General features: G+C 38.4%; 3 protein-coding genes. All 3 read left to right on the top strand.

Features of this window, described 5'->3' with window-relative positions; all coding sequences use genetic code 11:
* Positions 1–768 precede the first annotated feature (768 nt).
* The 3 genes from QWY90_RS04935 (at position 769) to QWY90_RS04945 (ending at position 19,640) form a co-directional block, all read left to right on the top strand.
* On the top strand, positions 769–5,289 hold the full coding sequence (locus QWY90_RS04935) for a PKD-like domain-containing protein (protein WP_290284755.1): 4,521 nt from the start codon (positions 769–771) through the stop codon (positions 5,287–5,289).
* A gap of 596 nt (positions 5,290–5,885) precedes the next feature.
* Positions 5,886–12,485, top strand: a complete 6,600-nt coding sequence (locus QWY90_RS04940) for a T9SS type A sorting domain-containing protein (RefSeq protein ID WP_290284756.1) — start codon at positions 5,886–5,888, stop codon at positions 12,483–12,485.
* 633 nt (positions 12,486–13,118) lie between these two features.
* Positions 13,119–19,640, top strand: a complete 6,522-nt coding sequence (locus tag QWY90_RS04945) for a DUF8693 domain-containing protein (RefSeq protein WP_290284757.1) — start codon at positions 13,119–13,121, stop codon at positions 19,638–19,640.
* Positions 19,641–19,814: the final 174 nt, after the last annotated feature.

The following is a 19,814-nucleotide window of genomic DNA, read 5'->3' on the forward strand; positions in this document are numbered from 1 at the left end:
TTAATAGTCCGCTCCGGTACGTTGCAAGACATGCTTGATATGCAGTAGATTCTCTTTAAAAGAGTGTCTTTTTAGTGAAATGTCCGAACCAAAACTTTTGGGCTTTTTTATACCCTTACGGTGGAGAAGTTGTCGAAGCCACGTCGAGAAGTTGTCGAAGCCTTGTCGAGAAGTTGTTGAAGCCACGTCGAGAAAATGTTGAAGCCACGTCGAGAAAATGTTCAAGCCCCCATTTTAAAGTTGTCAACTGCATTTTCAAAAGTTGTCAGTTATCTGTTAAGTGTTTTTTAAAAAAATCGAGTAATTGAGGGTATTTTTTTGTTATTGGTTATCAGTTTTTGGTTTTTTTTGCACGCAAAGGGTTATGGTTTCACGCAAAGGGCGCTAAGGTTTTCGCAAAGGACGCTAAGGGTTTTGCAAAGTATGGTTAGGTTAATTTTTGGGTGTGTGTTTTTATTGTTTTTATTTTATAAATTAAATTGCGGCTTAAATTTTCATTTTTATGCAATTATTTAAAATTGTCAACTCTATAATTTTTGTTAGTTATTATTTTAGATTACTTACTTTATTAGCTTAAAATCAACAATTTATTAACACGCAAACGTTTTCGCTTGTGTAGTAAAAATTCCTTTTGTAAATTAGCTAAGATAATTTTATATTTTTATCATCCCAAATTCTACAAGTACTGCCCTGCTATGTAATTGATTTTTATCAGTTAGATATAATGTTATAGTCAATTTAACATCAAATTAATTTAAAAATTAGATTATGAAAAGAATTTTACTAACAACCATTTTTTTACTAACTTTTGCTGTAGGGTTTTCACAACAAAATGTTTTTAATAGAGACAATTCCAATACGGGTGATTTTGGAAGCGGCAATTTACCTTGGTATTATGAAACGTCGAATAACAATCAAGGCGATCCCGATAATGGTGCCAGTACGAGAAACAATGTTAAAATTGGACACAACAATTTTGTAATAATGTCAACTAATGGTCGTTTTTACATTGTTCGAACATTAGAATTTCAAACTGCTGCAACTACTAATCGTACTATTAATAATAGTAGTGGTGGTTTATCCGCATCATTTGGTATTTATAATAATTCAACCGGTTCACATACATTCAACACACCAATAGGTATTGATGGTTCCCCAGTTCAGATACAAGCCAATAATGGTCCTTTTACCTTTACAACCAATATCTTTATGAATGCTAACAATGTGGAATTTGGAGGTTCAAATACTACAACCGTTTCAGGAGTTCTTCAGGGATCTGGAAAACTAGTTAAAAATGGAACTGGAATTTTGAGGTTAAGCAATACTAATACTTACACTGGAAACACTGAACTTGATAACGGAGAACTGTGGATAGAAACTACAGGAAATGCTATTGCAAATAACAATATCTTTTTAGGTAATGGTGGCCTATTGGGTAACACAACCAAAATATTCCTTTCAAAGTCTGATGGAGGCACTACTTTTTCCAGAAATATAACTATTAATGCTGGTAATGCCGGAACCAGAGTAATAGGAAGTTTAAACACTACAAATACAAACACCTTTTCTGGGAACATTGTGAGAAGCTCAAACCAACCATTAACTATTGAGGTAGTTAATACCGGAGGAACAGTTGCTATTACTGGGGATATAAATGGTTCTGGAACTGTTACAAAAACAGGTCTTGGTACAGCGACTTTTTCTGGCACTAATAAAACCTATAGCGGAGCTACAACTGTAAGTGCTGGGACATTAAGAGTAGTAAGAGATGGCCATACTGCTGATATATCTTCAACTGCAATTGCCTTTACTTTTGCCTCTACTACTCAAGCTGCAGGAACTTATAATTTCTTAGCAGGGCAACTTATTGGAACAGGAAGAACATTGTCAAGCAACTTAGTTTCTACCAAATCAGTGTCTTTTGATTATAGTACAAGTACTGTTACTATCTGTGATAATGTGGGCACACCGAGTACACCAACACCATCGGCAAGTACTATTTGTCAGGCTAGTTCGCCTACAGCTTACACAACATTAGCCACCAATGCTACTAGTTATACCTGGAGTGTAACAGGAGCAGGAAATTCTATATCAGGTACCGGAACTACAGGAACTGTAACTTGGGCCGCAGGCTTTACAGGATCAGCTACAGTAAGTGTAGTTGCTAACGGTTGTAATGGCTCATCGCCTTCTGTAGATACAACAGTAACGGTAACGCCAACAGTGGGTACACCAAGTACGCCATCACCATCAGCGACTACTATTTGTCAGGCTAGTTCGCCTACAGCTTACACAACATTAGCCACCAATGCTACTAGTTATACCTGGAGTGTAACAGGAGCAGGAAATTCTATATCAGGTACTGGTACTACAGGAACTGTAACTTGGGCAGCAGGCTTTACAGGTTCGGCTACAGTAAGTGTAATTGCTAACGGTTGTAATGGCTCATCGGCTTCTGTAGATACAACGGTAACGGTAACGCCAACCGTGGGTACACCAAGTACGCCATCACCATCAGCGACTACTATTTGTCAGGCTAGTTCGCCTACAGCTTATACAACATCAGCCACTAATGCTACTAGTTATACCTGGAGTGTAACAGGAGCAGGAAATTCTATATCAGGTACCGGAACTACAGGAACCGTAACTTGGGCAGCAGGCTTTACAGGACCGGCTACAGTAAGTGTAGTTGCTAATGGTTGTAATGGACCATCGGCTTCTGCAGCTACAACGGTAACGGTTAATCCTAATGTGACTTATTATCAAGATTTAGACGGAGATGGTTTTGGAAATCCTAGTGTTTCTCAAGTAACTTGTACAGGTGCTCCTTTAGGATATGTTGCCAATAATTTAGATTGTTATCCAACACAATTAACCTATCAAGATATAGACGGTGATGGCTATGGAAATCCAGCCGTTTTAGTTGCTTGTGGTACTTTTAATAATACGGATTGTAATGACAATCAATTGCAATATACCGATGCTGATGGCGACGGATTTGGTTCAGGTGTGTTAACCGATTGTGGTGTTGGCAATAATTTGGATTGTTATCCGACACAATTAACCTATCAGGATTCAGACGGTGATGGCTATGGAAATCCAGCAGTTTTAGTTGCCTGTGGAACATTTAATAATACGGATTGTAATGACAATCAATTGCAATATACTGATGCTGATGGCGACGGATTTGGTTCAGGTGTGTTAACCGATTGTGGTGTTGGCAATAATTTGGATTGTTATCCGACACAATTAACCTATCAGGATTCAGACGGTGATGGCTATGGAAATCCAGCAGTTTTAGTTGCCTGTGGAACATTTAATAATACGGATTGTAATGACAATCAATTGCAATATACTGATGCTGATGGCGACGGATTTGGTTCAAGTGTGTTAACCGATTGTGGTGTTGGCAATAATTTGGATTGTTATCCGACACAGTTAACCTATCAAGATTCAGACGGTGATGGCTATGGAAATTCAGCAGTTTTAGTTGCTTGTGGTACTTTTAATAATACCGATTGTAATGATGGTGACATTTTAACTTGGCAAAATGGAGTATTCTATGTTGATGCTGATGGCGATAATTATTCACCAACACCAACAACAACCCAAACATTATGTTATGGTGCTACTGAACCAGTCGGATTTAGTTTTGTGATTCACTCTCAAGTTGATTGTAATGATACCGTTGCTGGAATTAATCCGGTAGCAACAGAAATATGCTACAACAATGTTGATGACAACTGTAACGGTACTAAATCAGAAGGTTGTGCGGCAGTTCCTGTAACGGTTGTAAACGGAAGCCCTGCTAGTTTTTCTTCGTTTTCTTGTTCATTCTATACTTATCCGGGAGCTACGACTGTTGGCTATCAAATAGAGATTGAGCGATTTGCAAATGGGGTAAGCGCAGGACCTGCTGTAACCCTTCCTATACAAACTTCCCGTTTCTTTTCTATTCCAGTCAATATGAGAGTGTATACTACTGATACTACTCTTACTACATATAAAATACGCGCTTCTGCCGTTATTAACGGAGAAGTGGTAGGCTATAGTTATGCTCCTGTTACTTTTGGCAGTTATGCAATACCAAAATCTCAGTTGTCTACGTGTCCAACGACACTTACAGGTGTATCAGGAAGTCTTTCGGCTAATGTAGGCTTTAATGCCACAGATTATTCGTTCCGTATCCGCTTGACAAGTGATAATGGTCCTAGTCCGACGTATTATTATATTAATAATTCGGCCTCTAGATTTGTTAACAGCAATTCTTTTGAAGGATTCCAATTGCAGTATGGAGCGAGCTACCAGGTATCCGTAAATTATCGTTTATTGAATAATGGAGTTCAGGAATCATCAGGTTGGGGATCAGATTGTACGGTAACTACACCTTCTATTCCGGTTATTGGATTGAGTGGCCCACTTTGTGGTTCAGAAGTTGCGTCTCTTGGTGCGAGTATTTCAGCTTATACAGCAACGTATGCAGACAGATATCAGTTCCGTATTCGTTTATCTAGTGATAATGGACCAACACCTACTTATTATACTACAACTGAATTACCAACCCGTTTTTCACAATTGAATGCTTTCCAGGGAATCATTTTTCAGTACAATACTTCTTATTCTGTTTCGGTTAGATACCGTCTTAGCGGAAGTTTAGTGTGGTCTGAATATGGAGCAGAATGTGAATTATTTACGCCAAATTACCCTACTGTTCAGATAGTTTGTAATTCCGGAATTACCAGTTTGACACAATCTATTACTTATAATACATTTGGTTCGGCTACCGGCTATAAAATTAAGTTAGAGGAGATTGACAGTAATAATGATATTATTCCGGGCACTGTTCAATACGCATATCGTCCATCTAACATCTTTAACTTTACGTTGAGTTTGTTTACGACGTATCCACCAACAGTAGGTAAAAGGTATAATGCAAGCGTATTGGTATTGCTCAATGGTATTCCGGAAGTAGATGCTTACGGACGTATTTGTACTATTGAAACAGTAGCACAAGGCTCACGTCCTACAGCAGCGATAAAACAATCGTTTAAAGCCACAGCGTATCCGAATCCGTTTGCTAATAACTTTATGTTAGATGTTAAAACGTCTAGCCAATCGGCAGTGAACTTAAAGGTTTACGATATGGTTGGTCGTTTGATAGAACAACGTGAGGTTAGGGTATCTGATTTAGAAACAGCAACTATTGGAGACAGCTACCCAAGTGGTGTTTACAATGTAGTTGTTTCACAAGAAGATGATATACAAACAGTACGGGTTGTGAAACGTTAACGGTTTCCAGTTTTCGGTTATCAGTTATCCGTTTTCTGTTAACTTTTATAAAAAAGACCTTCGAGAAATCGAGGGTCTTTTTTTTATAATTGAATTAAAACTGATTTTAATTATTCAACTTGTTATAGTTATTATAAACATGAAAAATAGTTTTGATATTTAGTATTTCTTCTTAAGTAAATGTTGTGTAAAAAGAAAGGAATGCTAATTTCATAATTATTTATTTCTCTTTTTCAGCAATAATTATATAGTAATTCGTAAATAAGTATTATTCTTTTTACTAAATGCGTGGAATTTGATTTTCTATTTTCAAGTCTTTGAATTTATTTTTTCCAAAATAATATAAATTTAATACAACATTACCACAACATTATATTTCTTCATTTATTGAATTAACTACAATAAACTATTTTTATACTATGCTATTATTACGAAATCGTTTTCGTAATAAGGGTTTACAGCTTTTTTTGATTTGTAAATTGCTGTTTGTATGGTTTTTATATAGTTATTTCAAAGTTATTATGGTATATGTTTTTTAAATTTATAATCCCAAGTCTATAAGAACCACAACAACATGTATTTAAAACTATTTTACCATGAAAAAACTATTCTTATTATTTTTCTTACTGACTACTTCACTAAGAAAATCCTTTACTCGATTTGCGTTTCTAGTCATTGGTTTTGTACTCTTTAGCATAAATGCTAATGCTCAGGTAACAAAAACTGTGGGAATCAGCGGTTCTGATTACGCAACATTAAAACTTGCTTTCGATGCGATTAATGCCGGAACCCTAACGGGTGCTATTCAACTACAAATCAAAGACAATACAACTGAAACGGCATCCTCATTAAATGCCAGTGGGGTCGGCAGTGCCAATTATACTTCGGTTCTTATTTACCCTACAGTCACAGGCAAAACTATTACCGCACAAATTTTTGGTACACTCATCGCCTTAAATGGCGCCAACAACGTAACTTTCGATGGACGATTACGGAATTCATCGGGAGTCTTAACTGGCTCCGCAGCTGATTTAATCATTAGTAATACAGCAGCCGATCCAGCGGCTACGACCATCAGGTTAACGGCAAATGCTTCAAATAATACGATAACCTATTGTACAATAAAAGGAAAAGGAAATAGTAATACTTTGGGAACAGTTACTTTAAATGCTCCTACTGTAGCTAGCGCTATAGGATGTGGAAATAATACTATCAGCAACAACACCTTTACTGGTACCGCGACAGGTACAAACAACAGACCCTGGACAGTGATTTACTCGGCAGGTATATCTGGCGCTGAAAATACCGGAAACACAATACAAAACAATGATTTTGTCAATTGCACACAATTGGCATCAACTGGTATTTGTGTTAATTTTGGTACGTTTAATAAAACTACTACTATTTCTGGTAATAGTTTTTTTGAAAATGAAGGCCTTGCTTCAATTACTGGAACACAGCCTTATACATTTATATCAGTTACAGGTGGAAGCGGCTACACCGTGAGCAATAATTACATTGGAGGAACTGCAACCCAATGTGGTGGAACTAATTTTATTAAAACAAGTGGCAACAATCAGGGCAATGTATTTAAAGGGATAGCATTTAGCTCCGCTATAACTTCAGGTTCAGCATCAGTCATTCAAAACAACACCATCAAAAAGATTACCTGGGCAAGTGTTGGAACTGGGAATGCTGCGTGGACAGGTATTGAACTTTCTGGAGCGCATGATGTAAGTGTAATTGGTAATACGATTGGAGATATCATTACAACTAACAATGCTACAGGATCAATAATAGCGGGTGTCGTAAAAGTAGACGGCACAACAAACCAAACCATAAAAAATAATTACATTTATGGAATTACAACGTCTGATAGTACTTCGCAACTATTTGGATTCTATATAACAGGTGGATTAAGTACCATTTCGAATAATATTATAAGTTTGGGTACAACTAATTCGACGGCAATTTTCGGTATATGGGAAGCAGTCACTGTTGCAGGTAAAAATAACTCCTATTACTTTAATACGATACGAATTGGCGGAACTTCTACTTCAGGTACTCCATTGTCGATACCTTTTGCTAGCAATTCAACTGTAAACACACGCATCATTCAAAACAATATTTTTGTCAATGCGCGAACTAACAGTGGAGCAACGGGTACAAATTATGCCTTTTATTTGTCCACTACAACAACAGGTACAAATCTTACCATAGGTTACAACGATTATTTTGTGTCTGGAACTGGAGGTGTTCTAGGGTTTTATGGTGCAAATGTTAGTAGTGGCACTGTAATAGTAACTGGTAAAGATGTTGGCAGTGTGAATGTTGATCCTGTTTTTGCAAATGCTACAGGGACAGCAGCGGTTGATTTCAAAGCTTCAGGAGCTACATTGACAGGAGTTGCAGGTACAGGAATTACAACTGATTATATAGGTACAACACGAAATATCCCAACCATGGGTGCCTGGGAATCAATTGCGGGTCTACCTACACTTGCTGCCACCACTGCTGCTACTGTCATAACTGCTATATCCGCATCAAGTGGTGGTAATGTTACAGCTATAGGCACGAGTGCAGTTACTACCCGTGGTGTTTGCTGGAGTACAACAACAGGACCAACAGACGCTTTGGCTACAAAAACAGTAGATGGGAATGGTTTAGGTTCTTTTACGAGCAGTATAACCGGGCTTACTGCAAATACAACCTATTTTGTACGTGCTTATGCCAGAAATAGTACAGGAGCAGCTTATGGTGCTGAAATTAGTTTCACAACACTTACTAATTTACCTACACTTGCTGCCACCACTGCTGCCACTTCCATAACTGCAACAACTGCATCAAGTGGTGGTAATGTTACGGCTATAGGAGCGAGTCCAGTTGATTTCCGTGGTGTTTGCTGGAGTACAACAACGGGACCAACAGTCGCTTTGGCTACAAAAACAGTAGACGGAAGTGGTTTAGGTTCTTTTACTAGCAATATAACGGGGCTTGCTGCAAGTACAACCTATTTTGTACGTGCTTATGCCACCAATGGTTCAGGAACTGCTTATGGTGCTGAAATTAGTTTTACAACACTTACTAATTTACCTACACTTGCTGCCACTACTGCTGCCACTTCCATAACTGCGACAACCGCATCAAGTGGTGGTAATGTTACAGCTATAGGAGCGAGTGCAGTTAATTTCCGGGGTGTTTGCTGGAGTACAACAACAGGACCAACAGTCGCTTTGACTACAAAAACAGTGGATGGAAGTGGTTTAGGTTCTTTTACGAGCAGTATAACTGGGCTTGCTGGAAATACAACATATTTTGTACGTGCTTATGCCACCAATGGTTCAGGAACTGCTTATGGTGCTGAAATTAGTTTTACAACTTTACTGCCAGCATCTCCAACACCAACTATACTTGCTGCAAATGTAAAATCAATTTATAGTGATACTTATACTCAAGCTGCAACATATACTTCATGGGATAATTGGTATAATACTCCCAATACAGGTGCGATATTAGCAGATGCTGGAAATGCAAGAATGTTTGCTGTAGCTACTGGTGGTGTTAGTGGAACATCTAATTTTATTTCACCTACTTCGCTAGATGTTAGTACTATGTCTTTTTTGCATGTAGATGTTTATCCTACTACTGCAACTAGTGTAGGAGTTACTTTAGTTAAACTTAGTAATGGTGCTGCTTCAACTTATGTTTCTTTGGGAACTCTTATTCCTAATCAATGGAACAGTAAAAATATAGCTATTTCAAACTATGCTGGTTTTTCAAATGATGTAAAACAAGTAGGATTCAACTCACCTAGTACAGGCATTTTTTATATGGATAACCTCTACTTTTATACTGTACCTGCTGCGCCAACGGGAGCATTAACTATTGTCAACAGTACTTGTGCTAGTGCTTGTACGGTTACAGGAGGTTCTATTGCTCTTGGAACTGTTGCTGGTCCCGGAGGGACTTTACAATATTCAACCAATGGTGGTGGTAGCTGGAGTGCAGCTTTACCAAGTTATTCAGGTGGTTTAACGATACTGGCGAGTGTTCTTGATGGAAATGGTAATCGTAGTGGTAACACAACAGTAGGAACCACCGTTGCAGGAGTTTGTACTACACCAACTGCCCCAACAGGAGCATTAACTATTGTCAATAGCACTTGTGCTAGTGCCTGTACTATAAGTGGCGGTTCAATTGCCATTGGAAGTGTAAGTGGTTCAGGCGGTACTTTAGAATACTCAACTAATGGAGGTACAACTTGGAGCTCGACTTTACCAAGTTATGCTGCCCCACAAACTATTATTGCCAGTGTAATTAATGCCAGTGGATGTCGAAGTGGTAATACAACAGTAGGTGCTACAATTGCAGGAACTTGTACTACACCATCAGTCCCAACAGGAAGTTTAACAATAGTAAATAGCACTTGTGCCAGTGCTTGTACGGTTAGTGGTGGTTCAATTGCCATTGGAAACGTAAGTGCAAATGGCGGTGGTACTTTAGAATATTCAACCAATGGAGGTACAAATTGGAGTTCAACATTACCTAGCTATAGCGCCCCACAAACTATTATTGCCAGTGTAATTAATGCCAGTGGCTGTCGAAGTGGTAATACAACTGTAGGTTCTACAATTGCAGGAACTTGTACTACACCATCAGTCCCAACAGGAAGTTTAACAATAGTAAATAGCACTTGTGCCAGTGCTTGTACGGTTAGTGGTGGTTCAATTGCCATTGGAAACGTAAGTGCAAATGGCGGTGGTACTTTAGAATATTCAACCAATGGAGGTACAAATTGGAGTTCAACATTACCTAGCTATAGCGCCCCACAAACTATTATTGCTAGTGTCATTAATGGTGGTGGATGTCGAAGTGGTAATACAACAATAGGTGCTACTGTTGCGGGTACTTGTACCACACCAGCTGCTCCAACAGGAAGTTTAACAATAGTAAATAGTACTTGTGCCAGTGCTTGTACGGTTAGTGGTGGTTCAATTGCCATTGGAAACGTAAGTGCCAATGGCGGTGGTACTTTAGAATATTCAACAGATAGTGGTTCAAATTGGAGTTCAACATTACCTAGCTATAGCGCCCCACAAACTATTATTGCCAGTGTCATTAATAGTGGTGGATGTCGAAGTGGTAATACAACAGTAGGTGCTACAATTGCAGGAACTTGTACCACACCAGCTACCCCAACCATTTCGGCAGGAAGTTCAACCACTTTCTGCTCAGGCGGAAGTGTGGTTTTAACGTCAAGTTCAGGAACGGGTTATTTATGGTCAACCGGAGCAACTACGGCAAGTATTACAGTAAGTACAGCCGGAAGTTATACGGTACAGGTTTCAAACGCTGGAGGATGTCTAAGTTTAGCGTCAGATCCAACAACAGTTGCCGTAACGGCGCAACCAGAATGGTTTGCCGATGTTGATAATGATGGTTATTCAAGCAGTTTAGCGGCATCTATTTTCTCTTGCACACAACCTTCTGGTTATAAACTAGCCAGTCAATTAGTAAATGGCGGCGTAGGAAGCTTAGGAACAGACTGTGTTGATATTCCATCAGATTTAACGGTTAATCCATTAAATGTTTTACCAGTGAATATTCATCCAGGACTTACAGAGGTTTGCTACAACAATGTTGATGACAACTGTAACGGTACTAAATCAGAAGGTTGTGCTGCTGTTCCGGTAACGGTTGTAAACGGAAGCCCTGCTAGTTTTTCTTCGTTTTCTTGTTCATTCTATAGTTATCCGGGAGCTACGATTGTTGGCTATCAAATAGAGATTGAGCGATTTGCAAATGGGGTAAGCGCAGGACCTGCTGTAACTCTTCCTGTACAAACTTCCCGTTTCTTCTCTATTCCAACGAATATGAGAGTGTATACTACTGATACTACTCTTACTACATATAAAATACGTGCTTCTGCCGTTATTAATGGAGAAGTGGTAGGCTATAGTTATGCTCCTGTTACTTTTGGCAGTTATGCAATACCAAAATCTCAGTTGTCTACGTGTCCAACGACACTTACAGGTGTATCAGGAAGTCTTTCGGCTAATGTAGGCTTTAATGCCACAGATTATTCGTTCCGTATCCGCTTGACAAGTGATAATGGTCCTAGTCCGACGTATTACTATATTAATAATTCGGCCTCTAGATTTGTTAACAGCAATTCTTTTGAAGGATTCCAATTGCAGTATGGAGCGAGCTACCAGGTATCCGTAAATTATCGTTTATTGAATAATGGAGTTCAGGAATCATCAGGTTGGGGATCAGATTGTACGGTAACTACACCTTCTATTCCGGTTATTGGATTGAGTGGCCCACTTTGTGGTTCAGAAGTTGCGTCTCTTGGTGCGAGTATTTCAGCTTATACAGCAACGTATGCAGACAGATATCAGTTCCGTATTCGTTTATCTAGTGATAATGGACCAACACCTACTTATTATACTACTGCTGAATTGCTAACCCGTTTTTCACAATTGAATGCTTTCCAGGGAATCATTTTTCAGTACAATACTTCTTATTCTGTTTCGGTTAGATACCGTCTTAGCGGAAGTTTAATATGGTCTGAATATGGAGCAGAATGTGAATTATTTACGCCAAATTACCCTACTGTTCAGATAGTTTGTAATTCCGGAATTACCAGTTTGACACAATCTATTACTTATAATACATTTGGTTCGGCTACCGGCTATAAAATTAAGTTAGAGGAGATTGACAGTAATAATGATATTATTCCAGGTACTGTTCAATACGCTTATCGTCCATCTAACATCTTTAACTTTACGTTGAGTTTGTTTACGACGAATCCACCAACGGTAGGTAAAAGGTATAATGCAAGCGTATTGGTATTGCTCAATGGTATTCCGGAAGTAGATGCTTACGGACGTATTTGTACTATTGAAACAGTAGCACAAGGCTTACGTCCTACGGCAGCCATAAAACAAACGTTTAAAGCCACAGCGTATCCGAATCCGTTTGCTAATAACTTTATGTTAGATGTTAAAACGTCTAGTCAATCGGCAGTGAACTTAAAGGTTTACGATATGGTTGGTCGTTTGATAGAACAACGTGAGGTTAGAGTATCTGATTTAGAAACAGCAACACTTGGAGACAGATATCCTAGTGGTGTTTACAATGTAGTTGTTTCGCAAGAAGATGATTTACAAACGGTACGTGTTGTGAAACGTTAACGGTTTCCAGTTATCGGTTATCCGTTATCTGTTATCCGTTATCTGTTATCCGTTTTCTGTTAACGGTTTATAAAAAAGACCTTCGAGTGATCGAGGGTCTTTTTTATTTACAATTTTGAGATGATGTGTTTAATTTTATCATTTGTATTCTCTGAATCAAGCTTGCCTATCAACTGTAATTAATAATTATTTTTAAAGATTTGTATGGATACATTTTCTATCTGATTAGCAATTTTATAATGTAAATTAAAATAATAGGAATACTACTTTAAAAATCATTAATAAGTGCCTTTCTCCTATACTAGTTTCTTTACTTTTTAATTTGAATTTTGGCACCTGAAAATGGTCAAAAAAGAGCATTATTTAGGCTGAAAAGTAAATATAATCTTGTTTTTTCTGACTTTTTATGTGTATTTCAACGAAGTATATTTACACTTTGTCGGATTTTAAAAACTCTAAAACCTCCTCTTTATCAATATTATACAAATCTTAAGTGTGTTTTTAAGCGTTTATTTTGTCAAAAAAAGTTATAATTTCTGAAGTTTGTCCGATTTATCATACTCTCAACGATTTTTTTTGTTTAAACCTAAAAATCTCAGATAACTTAGAATTAAATTAACACCTACACTTACTATGAAAACATTTGTACACAATCAATTAAATTTTGGTGGTTTGAGAACTTCCGAAATTAACTTCGAAAATGTTTATCAAAACAAAACGAAATTGCAACCAAATTGTTTTAGTGGTTTTAAAATTTCCACTGTACTTTTTATATTGCTGAACTTGTTTGCAATAAACAATGTTGTCGGTCAGACAAAAACATGGAATGGGTCATCAAGCACAAGCTGGACTGATAATGCTAACTGGACACCATCTGGAGTCCCAACTTCGGTAAATGATGTAATTATCCCAAACGTTTCTCAAGACCCAAGATATGATGGTTCCGGATTGACAGTTAAAAGTATTACAGTACAAAATGGAGGGAATTTGGTTTTTCAGAGAAGCAACAATTATTCATTAACAGTTACCAACAATGTTGATGTAAATGCAGGAGGGTTATTTGGTATCAGAACTGGAGGAAATAGTGCAACCAGTACTTTGACAATTGGGGGAAACCTGACTAATGCGGGTACGATGGATTTTACAGATGGCACAACCAGTGTTGTAAATATCACTTTTAACTCAACCAGCCAAACTATCAGTGGAGCTGGAACTTATGATTTAAACAATATTACAACTTCAGGGGCTGGTAGTTTAACGTTAAGCACTTCGAGTATTTTTATTAATAGTTTTTCCTTAAACTCAGGAAAAACATTTGCATTAGGAACTAATACGTTTACTGTTGGTGGCAGCTGGACCAATAATGGCGGAACATTAACCGGAACCGGAATAGTTACGCTTGATGGAACCGGAACTATCGGAGGAACATCTTCAACAACTTTTCCAAACTTAACAATTTCAGGTACAATAGCCCAAGGAATCAACACCATTGTTAGTGGTAATTATAATCAAACAGGAGGAACTTATACTCAAAATGCCGGAGCCACAGCGTATAGCTTAACTGTTTCAGGCGATTTTACATTATCTGGAGTTAGTATTTTTAATATGCAGACAACAAGTAATGGAGCCGGGGCTACTACAACCGTAAACGGAGCAACAGGAACAACAATATCAGGAACTGCAAGTTTAATAATGGATAGCGGAGGAGCAGCTGTTGCTAACGTTTCCATTTTTCAAACCAAAAACTTTACTTCTACAGCTACAACAAGTGGCACCGGTAAAGGTATAATTGATTTTGGTAACAGAAACAATACTAAAAATAATGAATTCAGAGTTTCGGGAAACTTTTCGAAAACAGGAACAACAGGGAGGTTTTATACTAATGCAACACCCGTTAATGGTGGTTTTGTATTCAATGGGTCAGGCACAACGCAAACTGTAAGTATTGTTGCTTCATCAAGTACTGAGTACTATAATGTAACTGTAAATTTTGGGGCAGTTGTTCAATTAACATCTGCATTAACATTAGGGACAGCAAGCAATCCGGCTAGTTCAATGACTGTAATCGGAACGTTGGATGCACAAACATTTTCAATAATAGGAGGAAACTCAGGAGTGTTTACTCTTGCATCAGGTTCTACCTTAAAAACAGCGAATGTTAATGGAGTGGTTTCAGGAACAATAGGAACTATTTCTACTTCAATACCAACCCGAACATTTACATCTCCAAATTATATTTTTAGTGGTTCTGCGAATCAAACCGCTAACTTTGGTAACACTACCATCAATAATTTAACCATTTCTAATACTGGTGGTTCAGTTACATTGAATGCGGCCATTACAGCTAACGATATTACAATTAATAGCGGTGGTGGTTCTTTGACAGTGGGTAGTTTTACTCATTTAGTTGCAGGTAACTGGACTAATGATGGAGGTACTTTCGTTCCGGGAACAGGAACCATAAGTCTTAACGGAACTGCACAAGCTATTGGAGGCACTTCCTCTTCTATTAATTTTAATAATCTTTCATTATCAGGTGGAACTAAAACGTTCAACAAGCTCGTTGCAGTAAGCGGAAACCTTTCTATTGCTTCAGGAGCACTTGCTAATCCTGGTGCACTTACTACACATACAGCCGGAACATTAACACTTGGAGGTATAACTACTGTGGCAGCAAAATTTGGTAGTACCAGTACAGCTGCTACACCAACTGTCTACAAAACCGATACTTATTTTACAGCAGGTACAACCGGTTATATTACAGTAAGTTCAGGAAATTGTACCACTGCGATTACTGTCGCTTCTATTACATCAAATAATGTTACTACTTCATTAGCTAAAAATGGAGATGTCATTACTGTAAGTTTTACGACTTCAGAAATTCCAAGTGCTACACCAACAGCAACTATAAATGGTTCAACTGCTACTGTTAGTGGAAGCGGAACTTCATGGAGTGCTACCAAAACGGTTAGTGGAGACACTAATGGATTGGCGACTTTTTCCATTTCAATCCAGAATGCTTTTGGATGTACAGCATCCCGTACGACAGTTACCAACGGATCAGCTGTTACGGTTGATACAGTTGCACCTACAATTCCATCAATTTCAATTGCATCTAATAACACTAATACTTCATTAGCCAGATCTGGAAATATCATTACGCTAAGTTTTACGACTTCAGAAACTCCAAGTACTTCACCAACAGCTACTATAAACGGAGCTTCGGCTACCGTTAGCGGAAGCGGTACTTCGTATACAGCTACAAGAACAGTGGCAGGAGGTGATACCAATGGCGTAGTGCCTTTTTCAATCAGTATCCGTGATGCAGCCGGAAATACTGCATCAGGAACTGCTACTACCAATAGCTCAGCTGTTACAGTGGATACTGCGGTACCAACCATTCCAACAGGAGCAATAGCTTCAAACAATGCTACTACTACATTGGCTAAATCCGGTGATGTTATTACTGTAAGTTTTACTACTTCAGAAACTCCTGCAGGGACACCATCCGTAACTATAAGTGGCGGTACTGCTACTGTTAGTGGCAGTGGTACTTCGTATACGGCTACAAGAACAGTACTTAGTGGCGATGCCAATGGTGTTGCTCCTTTTTCAATCAGTATTGCAGATGCAGCCGGAAATACAGCCTCTCGTACGACAGTCACCAATGGATCATCTGTTACAGTTGATACTGTTGCTCCAACTATTCCAACGGCCACAATAGCATCAAATAATGCTATAGCAACACTGGCAAAAGCGGGAAATACAATTACGCTAAGCTTTACAACATCTCAGACTCCTGCTGCAACACCTATTGTAACCATAAACGGAGCTTCAGCTACAGTTAGTGGTAGTGGTACTTCCTATTCAGCAACAAGAATAGTGGCGGGTGGCGATACAAATGGTATTGCTCCGTTTTCAATCAGTATTGCAGATGCAGCCGGAAATACAGCCTCTCGTACGACAGTTAGCAGTGGATCATCTGTTACTGTTGATACAGTTGCACCTACAATTCCAACAATTTCAATAGCATCTAATAATGCTAATATTTCATTAGCCAGAACTGGAAATATCATTACGGTAAGTTTTACGACTTCAGAAACTCCAAGTGCTACACCAACAGCAACTATTAGTGGCGGGGCAGCCGTAATTAGCGGAAGTGGTACTTCCTATACAGCTACAAGAACAGTGGCAGGGGGTGATGCCAATGGTATTGCACCGTTTTCAATTAGTATCCGTGATGCAGCTGGAAATACTGCATCAGGAACTGCTACCACCAATAGCTCATCTGTTACAGTTGATACATCGGCACCAACAATTCCAACAGCTTCAATAGCTTCTAATAATGCTTCAATAACACTGGCAAAATCGGGTGATATTATTACAGTAAGTTTTACTACTTCAGAAACCCCAGCAGCTACACCATCAGTAACTATAAGTGGTGGTGCTGCTTCTGTTAGCGGCAGTGGTACTTTCTATACGGCTACAAGAGTAGTGGCGGGAGGAGATACCAATGGTGTGGCGCAGTTTTCTATCAGTATTGCAGATGCAGCCGGAAATACAGCATCACGGACTAGTACTACAGACGGCTCATCGGTAACAGTTGATACTGCGGCACCAACATTTACAACAATTTCAATAGCGTCCAATAATGCAAATACTTCAGCAGCCGGAACAGGTGATGTTATAACGTTGAGTTTTACAACATCGGAGCTAATTGTTACTACACCAGTTGTAATTATTGAAGGTGCTACAGTGGCTGTTAGTGGAAGCGGAACTTCATGGACAGCTACAAAAACAGTGACAAGTTGTTCAGGTAATGTAGTAACATTTTCAATTAACCTAAGCGATCCAGTTGGAAATGGTGCTTCAAGTACTGTAACTACAGATGCTTCACAAGTTACCATAAATCCAACCCCTTCTGCTACTATTGTTAGTAATGGCGGAACAATTTGTTCAGGTTTTAATGCTACATTCATTGTTAATGGATCAAATGGTGCTACTTTGAATTATACTATCACTGGACAGGCCTTAACACAGCAACTTGTTTTGACGGGAAGTAATCAAGTTATAACAGCATCTAATGCTACCTCAGATGTTACTTTAACTCTGATTAGCATTGTTAATGCAAATTGTAGCAGTGCAACTTTTGCAACAGATTCTTCAACAGTGACAGTTAATCCATTGCCAATTGTAACTGCTTCTGATGCAAGTGGTTGTTCAGGTAGTTCTATTGCTTTATCAGGTTCAGGAACACCAATTGGAGGTTCAGGTAGTTATAGTGTTGCTAATCCATATGTAGGAACTGTTAGTACTACATATACTTATACTTATACCGATTTAAATAATTGTTCTGCTACTAGTGCTTTGGCTACTATTACAGTTACAGCACAACCACTATGGTATTTAGATGCTGATGGTGACCATTATTATAGTGTAGGTGTGCCATCATGTGACTCACCTGGTGCAGGATATACACAAACCGGGCTATTAGGTGGCGGTGATTGTGTTGATTCTCCATCAGATTTATCGGTTAATCCATTAAATGTTTTACCAGTGAATATTCATCCAGGACTTACAGAGGTTTGCTACAACAATGTTGATGACAACTGTAACGATACTAAATCTGAAGGTTGTGCGGCAGTTCCTGTAACGGTTGTAAACGGAAGCCCTGCTAGTTTTTCTTCGTTTTCTTGTTCATTCTATACTTATCCGGGAGCTACGACTATTGGCTATCAAATAGAGATTGAGCGATTTGCAAATGGGGTAAGCGCAGGACCTGCTGTAACTCTTCCTGTACAAACTTCCCGTTTCTTTTCTATTCCAGTCAATATGAGAGTGTATACTACTGATACTACTCTTACTACATACAAAATACGCGCTTCTGCCGTAATTAACGGAGAAGTAGTAGGCTATAGTTATGCTCCTGTTACTTTTGGCAGTTATGCAATACCAAAATCTCAGTTGTCTACGTGTCCAACGACACTTACAGGTGTATCGGGAAGTCTTTCGGCTAATGTAGGCTTTAATGCCACAGATTATTCGTTCCGTATCCGCTTGACAAGTGATAATGGTCCTAGTCCGACGTATTATTATATTAATAATTCGGCCTCTAGATTTGTTAACAGCAATTCTTTTGAAGGATTCCAATTGCAGTATGGAGCGAGCTACCAGGTATCCGTAAATTATCGTTTATTGAATAATGGAGTTCAGGAATCATCAGGTTGGGGATCAGATTGTACGGTAACTACACCTTCTATTCCGGTTATTGGATTGAGTGGCCCACTTTGTGGTTCAGAAGTTGCGTCTCTTGGTGCGAGTATTTCAGCTTATACAGCAACGTATGCAGACAGATATCAGTTCCGTATTCGTTTATCTAGTGATAATGGACCAACACCTACTTATTATACTACTGCTGAATTGCTAACCCGTTTTTCACAATTGAATGCTTTCCAGGGAATCATTTTTCAGTACAATACTTCTTATTCTGTTTCGGTTAGATACCGTCTTAGCGGAAGTTTAGTGTGGTCTGATTATGGAGCTGAATGTATTTTATTTACGCCAAATTATCCTACTGTTCAGATAGTTTGTAATTCCGGAATTACTGGTTTGACACAATCTATTACTTATAATACATTTGGTTCGGCTACCGGCTATAAAATTAAATTAGAAGAGATTGACAGTAATAATGATGTTATTCCGGGCACTGTTCAATACGCTTATCGTCCATCTACCATTTTTAACTTTACCTTGAGTTTGTTTACGACGTATCCACCAACGGTAGGTAAAAGATATAATGCAAGCGTATTGGTATTGCTCAATGGTATTCCGGAAGTAGATGCTTATGGACGTATTTGTACTATTGAAACAGTAGCACAAGGCTTACGTCCTACAGCAGCGATAAAACAATCGTTTAAAGCCACAGCGTATCCGAATCCGTTTGCTAATAACTTTATGTTAGATGTTAAAACGTCTAGCCAATCGGCAGTGAACTTGAAAGTTTACGATATGGTTGGTCGTTTGATAGAACAACGTGAGGTTAGAGTATCTGATTTAGAAACAGCAACACTTGGAGACAGCTACCCAAGTGGTGTTTACAATGTAGTTGTTTCGCAAGAAGATGATGTACAAACGGTACGGGTTGTGAAACGTTAATTTAGTATTAAGGAATTGAGATTTAGGATTTCAGTTCTGATTAATAAAAAAATCCCTGTCTTTAACAAGATGGGGATTTTTTTTATGAAAGAAAAAACTCTTTTCATCATAAGTTCCTATTTCGAAAACTTAGAGAGGATATAATAATTTGCGTTAAACTACAATTAATATTAA

This window comes from Flavobacterium paronense (genome assembly GCF_030409795.1).
GTDB lineage: Bacteria > Bacteroidota > Bacteroidia > Flavobacteriales > Flavobacteriaceae > Flavobacterium > Flavobacterium paronense.